Here is a 16,603-nt window from a genome sequence, read left to right on the forward strand (position 1 = left end):
TGAAGCGGTGGTGTCGGCGAGCCGCCCGGTCAGACCACCAGGTCTTCCGGGAGCAGCCGGCGCAGTTCGTCGAGGGTCGGCGAGACGGACTTACTGAGCCGGAACGCCTGACGGGTGACCATGGACTCGAAGAGTTTGCGGGCGTCGCGGGCGTTGCCGAAGGAGCCGTCGCGCGGCAGCGTCGCGTAGTGCTCGCGGATCCGCTCGATGAGCTCTGGGGCGCAGGTATAGCCGCTGGACTCGGCCATGCGCTCGATGATGACGACGAGGTCGTCGGCCGAGTAGTCGTGAAACTCGATCTGGTGGGAGAAGCGTGAGGCGAGCCCCGGGTTGGACGCCAGGAACCCGGCCATCTCCCTGGTGTACCCGGCGGCGATCACCACGACGTCGTCGCGGTGGTCCTCCATCAACTTCACCAGGGTGTCGACGGCCTCCTGGCCGAAATCGTTGCCGGCGCGTTCGCCTCCACCGGGAGTGAGGGTGTAGGCCTCGTCGATGAACAGCACACCGCCGCGCGCCCGGTCGAAGGCGTCGCTGGTCATCTGGGCGGTGTGGCCGACATAACGCCCGACCAGGTCGGCGCGGGCCGCTTCGACGACCTGGCCGCTGGAGAGCACGCCGAGGGCGGCCAGCAGCCGCCCGTACAACCGGGCCACGGTCGTCTTGCCGGTTCCGGGGGCGCCGGAGAAGACGGCGTGATGACTGAGTGCCGCCGTGGGCAGGCCGGCAGCCGCGCGACGGCGGGTGTTGGCGACCAGATGCACCAGGGAGGCCACGGACTCCTTGGCCTGTTCGAGCCCGACCATGGCGTCGAGTTCGGCGAGCAGCATGTCGAGCTCTCCACGGCCCGCCTCACCGTCGTCGGCGCTTCCGGGCGCGTTCTCGCCGAGGTCCTCGGGCATCAGGCGCACCATGTCGGAGGGCGTCACGTCCGTCTCCCCGGCGAGGCGGAACGCCTGGCGGTCGACCATCTCCTCGAAGACCTTGCGCGCGGTACGCCCGTTGCCGAAGGTGTCGTCCCGCTTCATGTTCTCGAAGTACGAGGTGAGGGCCTCCCGGGTACCCGGCCCCAGCTCGTACTGGTGCCGGCCGCAGATGTGCTCCAAGATGGTCACCAGCTCGTCCACCGTGTAGTTCGGGAACTCGATGGTGCGGTTGAAGCGTGATCCCAGACCCGGGTTGGTGGCCAGGAATCGCCGCATCTCGACGGAGTATCCGGCGACGATCACCACGGTGTCGTCGCGGTGGTCCTCCATCAGCTTCACCAGAGTGTCCACGGCTTCCCTGCCGAAGTCGGCACCGCCGCCACCGTCCGACTGCGAGGTCAGCGTGTAGGCCTCGTCGATGAACAGCACTCCGCCACGGGCCTTCTCGAAGGCTTCCGTGGTCTTGATCGCTGTACCGCCGATGACCTGGGCGACCAGGTCCTGCCGCGCCACCTCGACGATGTGCCCGTACCGCAGCACCTCCATCTCGGCCAGCAGGCTGCCGTAGAGCCGGGCCACGGTGGTCTTGCCGGTACCGGGTGGGCCGGCGAAAACCATGTGGCGGCTCATCGGCGGTGCCGACATGCCCATCTCGGCGCGGCGGCGCGCCATCTGGTTCAGGCTCACCAGGGTCTTCACCTCGTGCTTGACCGACTCCAGGCCGATCAGCGACTCCAGTTCCTCCAGCGGTGTCGACTTGCCCTTCTTCTTCCGTTCGCCCCGGGCGCCGCTGTCCGCTGAGGTGCCGTCCGTCCTCGGCCCCGCCGCGATCTCCATTCCGTCCGGGCGGGTGGTGCCATCGCCGTCCGCGGTGTCCGCTCGTTGGTCGGCCGGCACCATCTCGATCCGCTCCTGCAGCGGTGTCGCCACGTCGGCCGTGGGTGTTCCGAGGCTCACCTCGGGCTCCCCGTGGACGTCCGGCGTGCGGTTGGACCGGCTGAGCAACTCCTCCAGGACGGTGTTCTCGCTCATCACCGTGCGATGCAGCCCGCTGCGCCCGTTGTCGAAGACCGCGGACTTCCTGATGACGACGCGTTCCATCGTGTGCAGCAGGATGCCGTCACCGGAGTTGTCGAAGGCCTCGCAGTCGGTGAGCGTGCCGGAGCTGCCCGCCGCCATCATGACGCCGGCGCGGCCGGAGCCGTGGAACCGGGACCGGCTCACCGTCACCTTGGCGCCCGCGGCGACCGAGAGGCCGTGGTTCCGGGGACGGAAGGTGTCGCAATCCCGCAGGGTCGCGGTGGCCCCCCCGCCGACCGAAATGCCGTTGTCCCCCGGCTCCCGGACGAGGACGGCATGCAGCAGCGCATGGGCCGAACCCGTCAGCCGCACCCCGGACTTGCCGACCTCGGTGATCTCCACGTCCTCGTAGCGTCCCCGGGCGCCGTCACCGATCTCCAGGCCCTGCCCGTCGCAGTCCGCGACCGTGGTCCGCCGTACCAGCGGGTTGGAGCTCTCGTCGGCCCGGACCCCGGTGCCGGACGGTCCGCTGATGTGCAGTTGGTCCAGCTCCGGCGTCGAGTCGTCGGTCAGGTGCGCTCCGTCCCCGTCGCCGCCGCGCACCGTCAGTCCGGTGACGACCGGGGACGCCGTACCGCCGACCCAGAGCCCGGCCTCGGCGGGATCGAGCACCTCGCAGTCCTCGTACCGGCCCCGCGACTTGTCGCAGAGCCTCAGACCCTGCTGTCCTGCAGCCGTGACCCGCAGCCTGCGCACGAGCGGCTCCGCGTCGCTGGTCACCACCAGCCCGTGCCCGGCCGCATCCCGCACCGAGCAGTCCTCCACCTGGACGCGATTGCGGCTGGAGATGAGGATCCCTACAACACCGACCTGATGCACCTGGGTCCGCACGACGACGGTGGAACTGCTGTCCTCCAGCGCGATGCCCGGCTTCTCCGTCTTGGAGATGTCGCAGTCCTCGATCCGGCCGCGTGCCTCACCGCTGGCGAACACCCCGTTGCCCGCGGCGTCCCGCACCGTGCAGCGCCGGACCAGGGGGTTGCCACGCTCGCCGATCACCAGGCCGGACGCCCCCAGGTCCTCCAGTACGCAGTCCTCGACGATGCTCTCGCCCTCGCTGGTCACCACGATCCCCGCGCCGGTGTCATTGGTGATCCTGCTGTCCCGCATGGCCAGCGCACCGGAGTGCCTGGCCAGTACGGCGGTCCAGGAGACGGCGCTGATCTCGCAGTCGTCCAGTTCGAGCTGGCCCGCCGGCACGTCGACCGCGGGCACCTTCTCGTCACTGCCCCTGATCACCAGCCCAGTGAGCTTGACCGCCTCCGCGGTGACCGTCACCGCGGTACCGGACCGGGGGGCGATCTCCACCGAACCCCGGCCCTCCGTGGCCACGATGGTGACCACGTCCGACAGCACCAGCGCTTCGCTGTACCGGCCAGGGGCCACGGTGATGAGGGCACCACTGCTCGCGGCCCGCACGGCGTCCGCGATGGACGCGTGACCCCCTGTGCCGTCCGGATCGACGGCCACTACTTGCCGGGTCATGGGGCGTTCTCCTTTCCGGTCCGCGACGGCGCGGGAGTCCTGGGGTGACCGGGCGGGGCCCGGGTCGAGAGGGCGGCTCAGCTGTGGATCCGACGAGGCGCCGGCTTCAGCGCCTGTACCACTTCTGGTGCGTCTGGCCGTTGCATGACCACAGCTGCAGACGCGCCCTGTCGTTGCGGTTGACGTCCACGATCTCGAGGCATTTGTCGGAGGCCGGGTTGACGATGTTCTCGCCCTTGCCGAGCACCCACTGCTGCTGCGGGCGGTTGTCGCACCGCTCCAAGTGGATCGGCGATCCGTTCGCGTTCGAGGTCGACTCACTGGTTACGCACAGTCCGCCCGCCCGCAGGGTGCCGTCCGGGTAGAACTGCCAGTACTGGTCGCCGCGCTGGAGGCACGTCCACATCTGGACGGGGTTTCCTGGCGTGAAGTTGCTGTCGGTGGCATCCAGGCATTTGTCGTTCAACTTGCTGACGAGTTCCACCTTCGCGGGCTGTGGGGCGGGGGAGGGCGGCCTCTGGGTGGCCGACGTACGGCTGCTGTTGTCGTTCGCGCTCGCGGCGGATTTCGTGCCCGACGCCGCCGCGGACTTCGTAGTCGGCTTCGCGGCACTCCTGGTGCCCGCCGACGGGGCCGGGGTGCCCGACGGTGCCGCCCCGGCCCTGCCGGCGCCGGCCCGTCCCGGCTTCCCGCTCGAGCGGGGGACGTCAGGCGCAAGGGTCTGTGCGTGCGGAACGCCTGAACTGGCCGCCGGGACCGGTATGAACCCAGGATCCGCGTTGTCCGGCGTGATCTCCAGCTCGCGCGGCCCGCTGGCCTTGGTGCGGTGGTCCGGTGATGAGTTCCGGGACAGTTGGGCCAGCACGAACGGCGTGGCCACCAGCAGCAGTCCGGCGAGTGCCGCGCCGGCCAGCACTCCAGGAGACATCCGGCCCGTCCGGCCCTTGTCATGGGAGCCGGGATCGGGGGAGGCGGAACTGGACGGAGGCACGGGCGGATTGCCGGCCGTGGCAGTGGGCGCCGTCGACAAGTCCGGGTCGGCCGCCGGCGACGAGATGCCGATGCCGGTTTCTGCGAGGCTCGTGGTCGCCGCAGCCAGCGCCGGACCGGCGCCCGACGAGGTGGCCGACGTGGGCGGCTGCGGAGCGGCGGCAGCCGGAGTCGGGGCGGACGTGGCGATCGACGTACCGGCGCTGTGCGGACCGGCCGGCCCTCCTGGCCTTGCTGCAGCTGAACCCCTGCCGTACTCGGCGGGCGTCGCCGTGGGTTCACTCATCGCGTGCTCTGTCCTCTTCGACGTCGGACTGCAAGGTCGGTGCGGGTCCCAACAGGTCGCCGGTCGACAGGGTGCACACGAGAGGACCGGGCAGGGGTATGCCCGCCCATGGCGACAAGGGGACTGGGACCCCGGCCCTGCGGTGGACCGTACGGTGCGCGGCGGTGTGACCTGAACGCACAGTGCTGTCCTGCGGGGACATCGAGTGACGGAGCCCGTCGTGGTGACCGCCTTGCCGCACCCCAACGTAACAGTGGCTCCGCGGGCACCTGCCGGTCCTGGCGCCATCGTTCCTCATCGGTCCCGCTGCGGGGCCTGAAAGGGATCAGCCGTGTTTCGCGGCATCCGGCTCCCTCATCGGGGCTCCCGGCCGCCAGCCCCGGGCCCGCCCGCGCGGCACCACCACGACCAGTGCCGCCGCCAGCGCGATCACCACGGCCGCACCGCCTGCCACCCCCCATGCCGACAGTGCCGAGACGGTGGGTTCCGGCTCCGGGGCGCGATAGGGACGGACCGTCGTGCCCCGGGCTTGTTCGGAGGCCACGGACACGCCAGATACCGCCGCCACCGGGTCGATCATGCCGTACCCGGACAGCGGACCCGGCACGGACCCCGAGGGCCGCACGGCCGTTCCCTGGAGGCGCTCCACGACGTCGCTCGCGTGCAGCGACGGGTCGTACGCGCGCACCAGCGCAGCCGTACCGGCCACATACGCCGCGGCCACCGAGTCACCGCTCGCGGTGAAGTGGCCACCCCCCGGACCGACGCTGATCAGCCGGTCGCCGGGGGCCACCAGATCGGGCGGGGACGGCGTCGGCTTACGCCCGGACGGATACGGGGCGCCGTCCGCCCCGACCGAGCCGACGCCGACGACGCCGGGCAGGGCGCCGGGATAGGCGGGGGCACTGCTCTGCTCACCGCCAGCGGCGGGAGCCACGAGCACCACGTCGTTCTTCGCCGCGTGTTCGACGGCCGAAGCCAGCCGCTTGCTCGACCTGCCGTACGGCACCGAGACCAGTACGACGTCACAGCCGCCGTCGACCGCGGTGGTGATTGCGGCGGCGATCGAGTCCGCGTCCGTCATTCCCTTCTCCGTGGTGGCGCGCACCCCGAGGATCCGCGCGTGCGGCGCGACCCCGACGAAGCCCACGCCCTCTTCCGGAGCGGCGGCGACGAGGCCGGCGGCGAAGGTGCCATGGCCCACGCAGTCGTTCTTGCCGTCACCCGAGACCCGGCCCGCGAGCGATGGGACACCACCGTCCACACCGGTGCCCACGATCCCCACGGTCACGCCGTCTCCGAGGCTGAGTTCCTGGGCCCGGCGCAGCCCGAGAGCCTGCTGCGCCCAGGGGGTTTTGGCGACAGTCCGTTTCGACGGGTGGGTGCAGCCCTTGTTCTGGTCGAGCCATTCAGGTACCTGGGGCACTGTGTTCGAGGCCGACGAGGCAGGGGGCTGGGCCGCCTGTGCCGTTGCGACGCCGCCTGCCGCGAGGAGGGTCGCACAGCTGACGGCGACCGCTGCTCTCTGTCTCCATGTGCGCACTACGGAGTCCTCCGGTGAGGGCCGCCGAGGCAGCTCACGGGTGCTCGGCCTCGGCGGGATGCGGATGTGCGGACGATCGGCCGGTGTCCCCCGGGTGATCCGGAGCATGCGGTGGTGAACGCGTGTCCCGCTGCTGCCCGTCGACTGGCTATCGCACCAACATTATGGTGGCACATAATGCACACCATGTTATTCACGCATCATGGAGCCATGCAGCTTTCCGAGAACATCGGCCGCTACCGGCTGGAGAAGCCGCTGGGTGTCGGTGCCTTCGGCATCGTCTGGATGGCCCACGACGAGCGCCTGGAGGCACCCGTCGCCGTGAAAGTCATGGCCGACAACTGGGCCCGGCGCATGGATTTGTGCCAGCGCTTCCTCACCGAGGCCCAGTTGTTGCGCAAGGCGGCTTCCCCACGCGTGGTGCAGATCTACGACATCGGTGAACTCGACGACGAACGCCCCTACTTCGTCATGGAGTATGCCGACGGCGGCACTTTCGAGGATCGTCTGGCGAGCGGGCCGCTGCCCGTCGAGGAGGCGCTGCGATTGGCGGCGGAGGCCGCTCGCGCCGTGGCCGTGCTGCATGAGGCGGGCATCCTCCACCGGGACATCAAACCGTCGAACCTGCTGCTCGCCTCCCGTCACGGCGGAGGTACCGACCGGGTGCTGGTGGCGGACCTGGGCCTGGCCAAGAGCCTGGCCAACGCCTCCGGGCTCACCATGGTGGCGGGTTCGGCCGGTTACATGGCCCCGGAACTCGCCGACCCGCAGGACGGTGTCGACGAGCGCGCCGACGTCTACGGGCTGGGCGCGCTCACCCACCATCTGCTCACCGGGGCCGTTCCCGCGGCGCCGGACAAGGTCACCGCGCCCGGCCGGCTCCGTGAGGGCGTTCCCGACCGCGCGAACCGGGCGGTGGTGCGGGCTCTGCAACGGGACCGCGACAGGCGCTGGCCCAGTGCCACGGCGTTCGCAGACGAACTCGACGCCGCAGCTGCCGAGTATGCGCAGCAGGCGGGTGCCCTGCCGGGCGCCGGGCGGCGGCCCTGGAACAGGACGGCCGGCCCCGGTGGGCCCGGGAACAGGGCCCTCGGCCGGCGGCTCGCACTCGGCGCGGGCGTGGTGGCCGTGGCCACCGCGGCACTGACCGGCTGGATGCGGCTCGACACGACGAGCCCTCCGGACGTGGCAGCTGCCGGCGAGAACCACGCACCCCGCGGCGAGCTCTCCCGGCCGCCCTCGCCCCGCGCGACGGCGTCCCCCGGCCCCCGCAGTTCCGCCGCTGCCGGGCCCAGTGCCTCGTTCGTTCCCGCAGCCTCACCGAAGGCCGGCCGGACATCGGACGCCGTCGGCACCGTTCGCCGGACTCCAGGGGCCGGACCGGCCGTCGACGAGCCGCGTGCCGAGCCGTCCGCCGCTTCCCCCCGGCAGGAGACTTCCGCTCCCCAGTGGACGACAACGTGCGTCCAGCCGAACACCTGGCTGCTCACCGGGCAGGCCTGGAGCACCAACCGCACCCGCATGGTGATGCAGACGGACGGGAACCTGGTGATCTACGACGAGAACAACCGGCGCCGCTGGTCTTCGGGTACCTCCGGAAATGGCTACCGGGCCTTCTTCCAGGGCGACGGCAACCTTGTCGTCTTCGACCCCGACGAGGTGCCGCAGTGGCACTCCGGCAGTTACAACCACGACGGAGCGCTCCTGTGCCTCGGTGCCGACGGCAGTGTCAACATCCTCCACAACGACCAGGTCGTCTGGTCGGCCAGCACGGCGCATTGACGCCAGGCCGGGAAGAAGTGGGTAACGCGGACGCCAGACACGGACGACAGGACGCGTGTGACACCGGCTTGCGCGATGGTGCTCGCCGGTGGTGCTCATCGCGTCGATCGTCTCCGGTGTCGTAAGGCATGGGGGGTTGTGCAGGACTCTAGGCGCCGACGCGCTCCACAGGCGCTCAGCCACCCGTGCGGGGCCCGGAGAGGAAACCGGGTCTGCCCGTTCGGCCCTTCGCCGCCCGAGATGTCGTCACCTCGGCCCGCCCCTCGGTCGTCCCCGTTCTCCGCGCCGCAACATCCGCTCACCGACAGGAAGTTGTTCCATGCTCCCCTACGACACAGAAGCCCTCGCCCAGCGAGCCGCGAAGGGCGATCAGCAGGTTCTGGAGACCCTCCTCCAGAGGATCAGGCCCGAGGTGCTGCGCCGGTGCGGTCGCTTCCTGCCCAACCGGGAGGACGCGGAAGAGTCGGCCCAGGATGTGCTGTTGCACGTGGCCCGGAAGATCGACACTTTCGAGGGGCGCAGTCTGTTCAGCACCTGGCTGCACACCGTGGTCGCCAACGCCGCCCGTCAGAAGTACCGAGAGCTGAAACGGCGGACGGCCGAACAGCCGCTGCCTGCGGTGGACGTGCACCGCCCCGATCCGCGTACCACGAGTGTGATCGCGGGCTCGCGGCTCGATCTGCTGGACGCCCTCGAAAGGCTGGAACGAGAGCATCCGGCGCTCGTGGCGCCGTTGGTGTACCGCGACCTGTGCCAGATGGAGTACGCCGAGATCGCCGAGCGTACGGGTCTGCCGCTGGGCACCGTCAAATCCCGTCTGCACACGGGTCGCCAGTACGTACGGCAGTGGTTGCAGGCCGGGCCGTGACGACGGACCGGGCGGCCTCCTCGCAGGAGGCCGCCCGGTTGCCGCTGTCTTTCCTGGCTCTTACTGCCTCAGTCCGTCTTCGCCTGTCCCGGCAGCCTGCCGTCAATGAACGCTTCGAGCATCTCGTGTAGTTCGCTCTGATGGGAGGGACCGTCGAGCATGTCCTTGACGGCGTCGAGGTCGTGCCCGTCGGTCTCGCCGAAGATCTCCTTCATCTGGTCGGTGACGTCCTTCTGGGCCTTCGCGATGGTGTCGGTCAGTACAGCGGACAACTCGGACGGTGCCATGGAGCGGTAGCGCGAGGAGTTGAACTTCAGCTCCGTCAGGGTTCCCCTGGCGTCAACCGTTGCGGTTACCAGACGATCCTTGGACGTGGCCGTCGCGCTGATGCCCAACAGCGCCTCCCGTACCTGGCCTGCCCGCGCCAGTGCCTCGTCCAGTTGCGACTGGACCTCGTCCAGGTATCCCTGCAGCGGGTTGCTGACCACGTGTACCTCCTGTGGGAACGGGTTGTTGTGGCGTGCTGCCCAGGACGGTGGGCGCGAGGTCAGGATCAGTGCCCCAGACGGCGGAGTCCTCGGAGAGCCAGACGGAACGCTCGCGCTCCTTGTTGTTCTCGCCTCCGGCACCGCCCGCCCCTCCCATACCGGGCATACCGCCCATCATTGGCATGTAAGGCATTTGCGGGCTCATACCGGCTGCGCCTTGCCCGGCACCCTGCCCCGTGCCCTGCCCGACGCCGAGTCCCGCGCCGGCGCTGCCGTAGGCCTCCTGGAAACCGCCCGAGGACAGGCCCGGCTGGAGGAAGTCGTAGGACTCGGTGCCGTAGCCGTCCGGCTCGTAGTGGCCAGTGCTCGCCAGTGACTGGAAGCCCCCTTCCTCGTGAGTCGGTGTGCTGTAGCCAGGACCGAGGGACTCGCCGCCGTCCGGGAAACCCGCGTCGTACTGTCCCGAGTCGTAGCCGGGTACGTCCGGGCCCAGACCTCCGTACGTGCCTTCACCGGGACCGGGTCCGAACGTGGCCTCACCCGTGCCTGGGGCATACGTGCCCCCATGGGGGCTGGGCGGGAGACTCGTGAAACTCTCGCCCTGGCCGGGACGGGGTATCAGGTTGTCGAAGGAGGAGAAGTCGTCCTGCGGCACGTCGGGTGCCAGGACACCGCCCGCCCCGTCGTTCGTCTTGCCGCCTCCCGGCTGCTGGGTGGTGGGTCCTCCTGTGCCGCCGGTCCCGCTCGGGCCGCCGGTGAAGACGCTACCGGGCGGAGTGAGAGTCGGGAACGTGCTGCTGTTGCTTCCTGGATCTGCGCCAGGGGGAGCCAGGCTCGGGAAGGAGTTCCCGACGCCGGGGGTGAAGGCGTTGGGATTGTCGAGGCCGCCCGCGCCACCACCGGTCCCGCCAGGACCGAAGCTCGAACCGCCGAGCTCACCGTCCGGGGGGAACAGGGAGTCGAACGTGTCACCGGCTCCGGAACCACCGGTTCCCATGCCTCCGGCTCCGCCGCCACTGGTTCCGGGGGGAGCCAGGTTGGTGAGGTTGCCGCCGGAACCGGTGCCGCCGAAGACTCCCTCGGGGCCGAGGCCGGCGCCACCGCCGCCACTGGCTCCGGGGGGAGCCAGGTTGGTGAGGTTGCCGCCGGAACCGGTGCCGCCGAAGACTCCCTCGGAGCCGAGGCCGGCGCCACCACCGCCACTGCCACCGCCGGTTGCAGGGGGCTCGAGACCGTCGAACGTGCCGCCTCCGCCGGTACCGCCCAAGCCCTCAGGGCCGCCGCCTCCGCCGGCGCCGCCCAGACCCTCGGGGCCTCCGCCCCCGCCGGATCCACCGAACAGCTCATCGGTGTCGATACCCCCGCCGCCTCCGCCGGCGCCTTCAGGGCCGCCACCGCCCCCGCCGCCGCCATTGAGACCATCGAGGGTCTCGCGATCGGGCAGGTTGGCGCCGTCTCCCCCGCCCTTCTGGTTCTTGTTGAGGATGTCGTCAATGGACTTCGGATTCGCGGGGTTGCCGCCGAGCGCGGTCTGAATGACGTTGTTCAACGGAACCAGCATCATCTGCGCCCGAGTGTATCCATCGGTCAGCGCACTGACGATGCCCGACACGGCGGCGTCCAAGCGCTGCTGCACCGCGGAGTGCCACTTCTCCTTGACCAGCCGGTCGACGGCCATCCAGGTGTTGGCATCTCCGGCACGACCCACATCCACACCGTCGAGCTGTACGTAGGCATTGCCCCCCGTGGTATGGATCTGCAGGCCCTGCGCGACCTGTACGGCCGCTGCCTCGGGTGACCAAGCCGGGTCCGACAGCCAGTCGTGCAGATGGGTGGCAGCGCTGTTGCGTGCTTCCCTGAGCGCCAGCTGGGCCTGGTCGACGGCTGCCGCGTAACCTCCGCGCCCCCCGCCGCCCGAGACCGTGTCCTGGATGTGCTCGTAGGCGAGAGCCACGCGGCCGATGATGTCGCCGAAGCCCGAAGCCGCCAGGCCCTCCCAGCCGTCGTGCGGGAGCTCGTTGCTCCACGTCCTGACGTTCGGACCCCACTTGTCGAAGTACTCGGCGACCGCGGAGACCTGCCGGTGCCCCTCGTCGAAGCTGCGGGGGCTCGCGACTTCCGTCCCGTTGCCGTTCATCGCGTCGATAGCCATGACACTGCCCTGGTAGTAGCGCCACCAGCCGCCACCGGAGTCGCCCTCGCCGCCGCCCTTGACGCCTGCGTAGATCGCGAAACCTGCCCAGCCGTTGTAGACGTGCCCCATCTCTCCCATCACTGAGTAGCGGATGGTTTTGACCGTGTTCGCGACCTTAGGCTGCTTGGCCAAGTTGAACCCGTAGACCCAGGTCGGGGCCATCACCTCTTCCGCCGTCGGGATCTTTCCCGGGGTGCCGGGCGCAGCGTCCTTGTCGGGGACGAAGATGTTGATCAGCTGGTTCCACTGGTTGTAGTCAGGCATGTTCGTGCTCCGGGCTCGACACCGCTAGGGCTTGGTGTTACCGGAACCGGCGTTGGTTCCGCCGGTGTTGGGGCCGGGACTGCCGCCCGTGCCGCCGATGCCCGTGGTTCCTCCGGAGTTCGCCATCCGCGCCTGCAGGTCCTGGCTGACGACTTGTCCGAGCTTCTTGTTGTCCTCGAGGTTCTTCTCCTCGACCTCCTCGAATGCGGCGTGATTGCCCCGCATCGTCTCGGTGAACGACATCAGCATGGTGTCGTTGAAGACGAACTCCGCGTTCGCTCCTTCGCACGCCTTGACGAACGCGTCCTCGAGGGCCTTGGCCGGCGCGAAGCTGGGATTGCCCGCACGGACCTTCCCCGTTTCGTCCTTGTATCCCTGGAGTGTGTGCTGGTGTTCCAGGGATTGCCTGCGCATGCCGGGCAGATATTTGTCCGAGGTCCCGAACTCGTAGAGGGTGTCGCGAGTGAACTTCGTGGTACCCGTGTTCTCTGACTTGGGCATCCGGTGCTCCGTTTCGGCTCTGGTCGGTACCTGGTGGAAGAGAGTGGGGCGTGTACCGGACGACCGGTCGTGATGTCGGATCGGCGGGGGGCGCCGAAGTCGCTTCGGCGCCCCCCGCCCGTGGGCTCAGCCTCCGGCGGACTCCCACTTCGCGCCCTCGTTCCGGTCGGTGAGCTGGTATTCCTCAGCGCTGGTGGCCAAGGTCGTGGTTCCGGTGGACAGGGTGTCGCCCATCTTGCCGACCAGCTGCATCCACTTCACGTGCTCCGCGTGATAGCTGCGGGCCATGTCACCGTCGATGTTCTGGATGACCTGGGACACGCGGCTCTGCAGATCGTTGATCTGCTGGCCGATGCTGTTGGTGGCCTGCACCAGGACCTGGTGGGCTTCCTCCGCCTGTCCGTAGGTGATGGAAAACGAACTTCCGTCTGGCACGACCGTCTCCTTCTTGGTCTTTGGCTGGGTGGATTTGGTGGCTGCGGACTTCTCGGTCCGGCTGCGGTGACTAACCGTTGATCAGGCTGTGGAAGCGCTGGGCGTTCTGCATGGCGGCGTTCTCCTGCGAGTTCATGTGGCTACGCGTACCAGCCAGCGTCGACGCGAACGTGTCCATCAGCTGCCGCAGTTGCGCGTACTGCTGCTGCCACGCCTGCAGCGCCTGGTGGAACGCGTTACCGGCGTTTCCCTGCCAGGCGGAGACCAGCGTCTCCGAGGCGGAAACGGCCTGATTGGTGATCTTGTCGCACTGGTCGAGCGTCGTCTCGATCGCCTGGGCGGCCGCCTGATAGGCGCTGTCATCGGCGACTGTGCGTGCTGGGCTCATCGCACTCCTGCCTTTCTGTGAATTGGCTAGGGCGGCCGGAGCGGTTCTCCGGTCACCGGGTCATGGGGTCATGGGGTTATGAGCCGGATCGCCTCGCCGGGCCGCACTCGGGGTCGGGCGAAGCGGGCTCGGGCCCGGACAGGGCCGGGTCGGCCGCCCGGTCCGGGTCGAGCACGGGTCCCGTCGGCAGCAGCCGCAGCAGTGCCGACGGCAGCCGTACGAGGTTCTGGTCGGGGTAGGAGAGCAGGCCGGAGACCGCCGGCGTGGCCAGCGGATACTTGATGCCGTCGTCGGTCACCAGGTATCGAGCGCCGCTCGTAGTGGTCCCGCCCGACAGGGGCGTTGCCAGGATGCCGCTGCCCGGGCGGACGGTGATCGCGTCGAGGCCGGGGCAGCTGGGGGCCACGCCCTGCCGCATCCCCACGGGCATGCCCATGGCGTCTGCGGCCGCTACTCGCACGATGGACTGGCGGGGTGCGGCCTCGCCCGGCGTGACCTGGAGGCAGGGCACGCTGCCGGCCTGCGGCGCCAGCGCGGCGGGCGGACGTACGGGCAGCGTGTCCGCGCCGGCTCGGGCGGCGGTGCCCTGCGGGGCCATGTGCTGTGCGGCCTCGTCCGGCGGCACGGTCATGACCGTCGGTTGCTGTCCCGCGTAGGCCTTCTGGCGGGTGCGCGGGTCGCCACGCAGCAGTTGCAGCTCGGTGAGGGTCAGGGGAACCAGGCCCGCCCGGTCGAGCAGGTAATACTGGTCGGGGGAGCCGGGCGTGCGTACGACGAAGAGCTGGCCGACGCGGCTCTGCCGACCGCCCAGCCGGGGGCCCGTCGAGCCGGAGCCCGGCACCGTCCACGGGGCGAGGTCCGCACCGGCGGGGATCGCGGAAAGGAACGCGTCGTCGACGGCGAGCGGTTCGACCGTGCCGTAGCCCAGGGACTGCAGGGCGCCGTGTGCGGAGTCCAGCCGGAAGCGGGTGCCGTGCCACAGCAGGAGGTCGGTGCTCTGTATGCCGTTGCGAGTGGTCACGAGCAGCGCCTCGTTCTGCCCCAGTTCGGGAGCGTCCTGCGGGGTGACGCCCGCGATGAGCGTGGTGGTGGGCACGAGAGCGCCGTCGTCGGCCGGGCGCGAGGTGGCGCACACCCGCCAGGGGGCGTCGGTGAGCCGGTCGGCCGCGGGTAGGGAGTCAGGTGCGCCGGGAATGCCGATGGGTGTCCCGCGGGGCACGTCGGCGAGGGTGCTGCGGGAGACCTGCTGGACCGTGCCCTTGTCACCGGTGACGAGCTTTGCCGAGGTGTAGTTGATCACCGGGCGTAGCGTTCCGGCGCCGTACACATAACGGGCTCCGGTCTCCTTCTCCATGATCAGCACGCCCGGCTGGCGCCAGGCGTCGGAGTCCTTGGGGAGGAGCAGTCCGACCACCATGAAGCCGGCGCAGATCAGAGCGCCGATGACGAGGCCGATCACGCCGCCGCGACGTGTGCGGTTCATCGGGGTGTCGATGGCGTCGGGGTCGGCCATGAGCATGCCGGAGGTCAGCCGGCCGACGGTGAAGGTATAGGCCTGGACCTGGTCGCGTCTGGACTGCACGGCGGCTAGCTCCACATCTCGCGGAGCACCGGGAGGAGACCGAGATCGACCAATACCAGGGGGATCAGGGCGATCGCGGCCATGGAGTGCAGCAGATCGGCGGCCCGGCCCCAGTAGGGGATCAGCCTGCGGCCGGGTACGTTCCAGGCGGCCAGGACCAGCACCGCGCAGGCGGCGGCCGCCACTACCAGCACAGCCAGCCGGTACGGCGTCCCCGTGTGCCGGACCGCCTCCACCGGCAGCAGCAGCGCGCCGTAGCATCCGGGCAGGGCGATTGCCAGCTTCTGCCGGGCACTCGCCATCCCCCGGCTGTGCAGCATCAGCAGCGCACTGAGGACACCGCCGACGGCGTACGGTGCCCACCCGGTGCCTGTGGACAGCGCGGTCAGACACGCGGCGCAGACGATGCCGCAGGCCAGGTAGAGAGCCGTCATGTAGCGGTCGGCGGCGGTGGTCCGGGTGAGGACGCCGCGCGCCGGGAGTGGGTCGATGCCCTCCTGGAGCTGTTCGGCGTTGGTGGGCAGTGGTGGCAGGCGCAGCCCGGACAGCCGGAAGGACAGGACCGGTATGAAGGTACCGAACAAGGCCGTGAACGCTGCGACGGTGCCCGCGCTCTCGGCCGGTGACAGGCCGGCGGCGAGCGCGAGGACCCCGGCAACGGCCGTGATCAGGCAGAGCAGGACGACGGTCGAGAACAGGGCCGCCGCCGCGGCCGCAGCCGAGAGGGCGAGCACCGACCCGCCGGCGGAGGCCGTGGCGGCGGCCAGCATGCGTGCGCCGTTCAGTTCGGTGCCCGGTGGACCGGCCGGGACCAGCCAGCCCGCCTGCCCGAAGAAAGGCACCGCCAGCAGTCCAAGGGTGGTGCCGGTGACGGTGTCCCCCATTGCCCGGGACGCGGAGAACGTGCCCAGCAGCAGCGTGACACCTAGTCCCAGGGACAGCGCCATCCGCAGACCCGTGCCGGGCAGGGCGAGGAGGACGGCGAAGCCGGCGACCAGAGCGCCGCCGGCCACACCGAGCAGCAGCCACCGGGTGAACTCGGGCCGCCATTGGTCGCTGCGTTCCGACATGCCTGTGGAGACGCCGTCGATCAGATCGTCGAAGTGAACCGGAGGCAACTGCTCGCTGCGCGGTCGCAGATACACCGTCTCGCCGTCACGCAGCTCCAGCTCCGTGGGCGTGCTGTCCTCGTCGAAGGCCTCCGCGCCCAGCCGTTGCAGGACCCAACCGCCGTGCTCCAGACCGCCTTCGTCGAGATCGTCGCCCTCGGCTGTGGCATGGCTCACCAGTACAGGCAGCAGCTCGGCCAGCGGTACGTCGGAGGGCACGGCGATGTCGATGACGCGGCTGGGAGCATGCACCACCAGTCGTGTCAGATCGGCGGCGATGACGTTGGCGTTGGTTGTGCTCACGCGGCGTTTCCGTTCCCGGGCGGGCCGACAGGTCGGCCTGGACGGCCGAAGAGCCGACACGGGGCCGTGGGGGTCATGGCAGGACGGCAGAAATGGGTCAGCGGTGCCTGTTGACGGCTTCGGAACAGGGGTGGGGTCCATGACGGGACTGCTCCGTGCAGTGGGACTCACGCTAACAACGTCCAGTCGACACCCTCTGCGCTCGCCGTGGATCGTTCCTTAACGGCCCCGCCTGGGGGCCTGAAAGGGCCCGTCGGTCCGGACCCGTGTACCGGCGGCCCTACGCTGAGGACGCGCTTTTGGCACAGCTCCCCGGGGTACCAGAAACCGGTCCTCCGCGTACGCACGGTATGCCATGCGCGGAGATCCGCGGACGATG

The 16,603-nt window shown here is 69.9% G+C and carries 13 protein-coding genes; 3 read left to right on the forward strand and 10 right to left on the reverse strand.

Annotated elements, in window-relative coordinates; all coding sequences use genetic code 11:
* Positions 1–29: 29 nt before the first annotated feature.
* Both AQJ11_RS38960 and AQJ11_RS49485 read right to left on the reverse strand, forming a co-directional pair.
* On the reverse strand, positions 30–3,491 hold the full coding sequence (locus AQJ11_RS38960) for a right-handed parallel beta-helix repeat-containing protein (RefSeq protein WP_059266510.1): 3,462 nt from the start codon (positions 3,489–3,491) through the stop codon (positions 30–32).
* A gap of 106 nt (positions 3,492–3,597) precedes the next feature.
* The gene (locus AQJ11_RS49485; RefSeq protein ID WP_159061772.1) at positions 3,598–3,975 is read right to left on the reverse strand and encodes an RICIN domain-containing protein; all 378 of its coding nucleotides are present in this window, start codon (positions 3,973–3,975) and stop codon (positions 3,598–3,600) included.
* A gap of 37 nt (positions 3,976–4,012) precedes the next feature.
* Here AQJ11_RS49485 and AQJ11_RS49490 point away from each other — a divergent pair, with 37 nt between their 5' ends.
* Positions 4,013–4,942, forward strand: coding sequence for a hypothetical protein (locus AQJ11_RS49490; protein WP_159061773.1), 930 nt, complete (start codon positions 4,013–4,015; stop codon positions 4,940–4,942).
* A gap of 150 nt (positions 4,943–5,092) precedes the next feature.
* On the opposite strand, the gene AQJ11_RS38975 is transcribed toward AQJ11_RS49490, so the two are convergent.
* Positions 5,093–6,193 (reverse strand): S8 family serine peptidase, encoded by a 1,101-nt coding sequence (locus AQJ11_RS38975; RefSeq protein WP_159061774.1) that lies wholly within the window; start codon positions 6,191–6,193, stop codon positions 5,093–5,095.
* A 327-nt stretch (positions 6,194–6,520) separates the two neighbouring features.
* Here AQJ11_RS38975 and AQJ11_RS38980 point away from each other — a divergent pair, with 327 nt between their 5' ends.
* Positions 6,521–8,092 carry a protein kinase domain-containing protein gene (locus AQJ11_RS38980; protein ID WP_059266514.1) on the forward strand — a complete coding sequence of 524 codons (1,572 nt, stop codon included), beginning with the start codon at positions 6,521–6,523 and terminating at the stop codon, positions 8,090–8,092.
* A gap of 319 nt (positions 8,093–8,411) precedes the next feature.
* Positions 8,412–8,960, forward strand: a complete 549-nt coding sequence (locus tag AQJ11_RS38985; RefSeq protein ID WP_059266515.1) for an RNA polymerase sigma factor — start codon at positions 8,412–8,414, stop codon at positions 8,958–8,960.
* Positions 8,961–9,028: 68 nt separating this feature from the next.
* On the opposite strand, the gene AQJ11_RS47380 is transcribed toward AQJ11_RS38985, so the two are convergent.
* The 7 genes from AQJ11_RS47380 to eccD all read right to left on the reverse strand — a co-directional run bounded on the left by AQJ11_RS47380 (position 9,029) and on the right by eccD (position 16,224).
* Entirely contained in the window at positions 9,029–9,355 is a 327-nt protein-coding gene (locus AQJ11_RS47380) for a YbaB/EbfC family nucleoid-associated protein (protein WP_279616976.1), read from the reverse strand.
* Complete coding sequence (locus AQJ11_RS52275; protein WP_059266517.1) at positions 9,300–11,906, reverse strand: hypothetical protein; 2,607 nt, start codon at positions 11,904–11,906, stop codon at positions 9,300–9,302. The genes AQJ11_RS47380 and AQJ11_RS52275 overlap by 56 nt, the downstream gene beginning before the upstream one ends.
* A gap of 24 nt (positions 11,907–11,930) precedes the next feature.
* A complete protein-coding gene (locus AQJ11_RS39000; RefSeq protein ID WP_059266518.1) occupies positions 11,931–12,407 on the reverse strand; it encodes a hypothetical protein in 477 nt (158 codons plus the stop codon).
* A gap of 126 nt (positions 12,408–12,533) precedes the next feature.
* Positions 12,534–12,842, reverse strand: coding sequence for a WXG100 family type VII secretion target (locus AQJ11_RS39005; protein ID WP_059266519.1), 309 nt, complete (start codon positions 12,840–12,842; stop codon positions 12,534–12,536).
* 70 nt (positions 12,843–12,912) lie between these two features.
* Entirely contained in the window at positions 12,913–13,230 is a 318-nt protein-coding gene (locus AQJ11_RS39010; RefSeq protein WP_059266520.1) for a WXG100 family type VII secretion target, read from the reverse strand.
* A 76-nt stretch (positions 13,231–13,306) separates the two neighbouring features.
* Positions 13,307–14,812 carry a type VII secretion protein EccB gene (gene eccB, locus AQJ11_RS39015; protein WP_059266521.1) on the reverse strand — a complete coding sequence of 502 codons (1,506 nt, stop codon included), beginning with the start codon at positions 14,810–14,812 and terminating at the stop codon, positions 13,307–13,309.
* A 5-nt stretch (positions 14,813–14,817) separates the two neighbouring features.
* The gene (gene eccD / locus AQJ11_RS39020) at positions 14,818–16,224 is read right to left on the reverse strand and encodes a type VII secretion integral membrane protein EccD (protein ID WP_059266522.1); all 1,407 of its coding nucleotides are present in this window, start codon (positions 16,222–16,224) and stop codon (positions 14,818–14,820) included.
* Between the last annotated feature and the right edge of the window lie 379 nt (positions 16,225–16,603).

It is taken from the genome of Streptomyces corchorusii (genome assembly GCF_001514055.1).
GTDB lineage: Bacteria > Actinomycetota > Actinomycetes > Streptomycetales > Streptomycetaceae > Streptomyces > Streptomyces olivaceoviridis.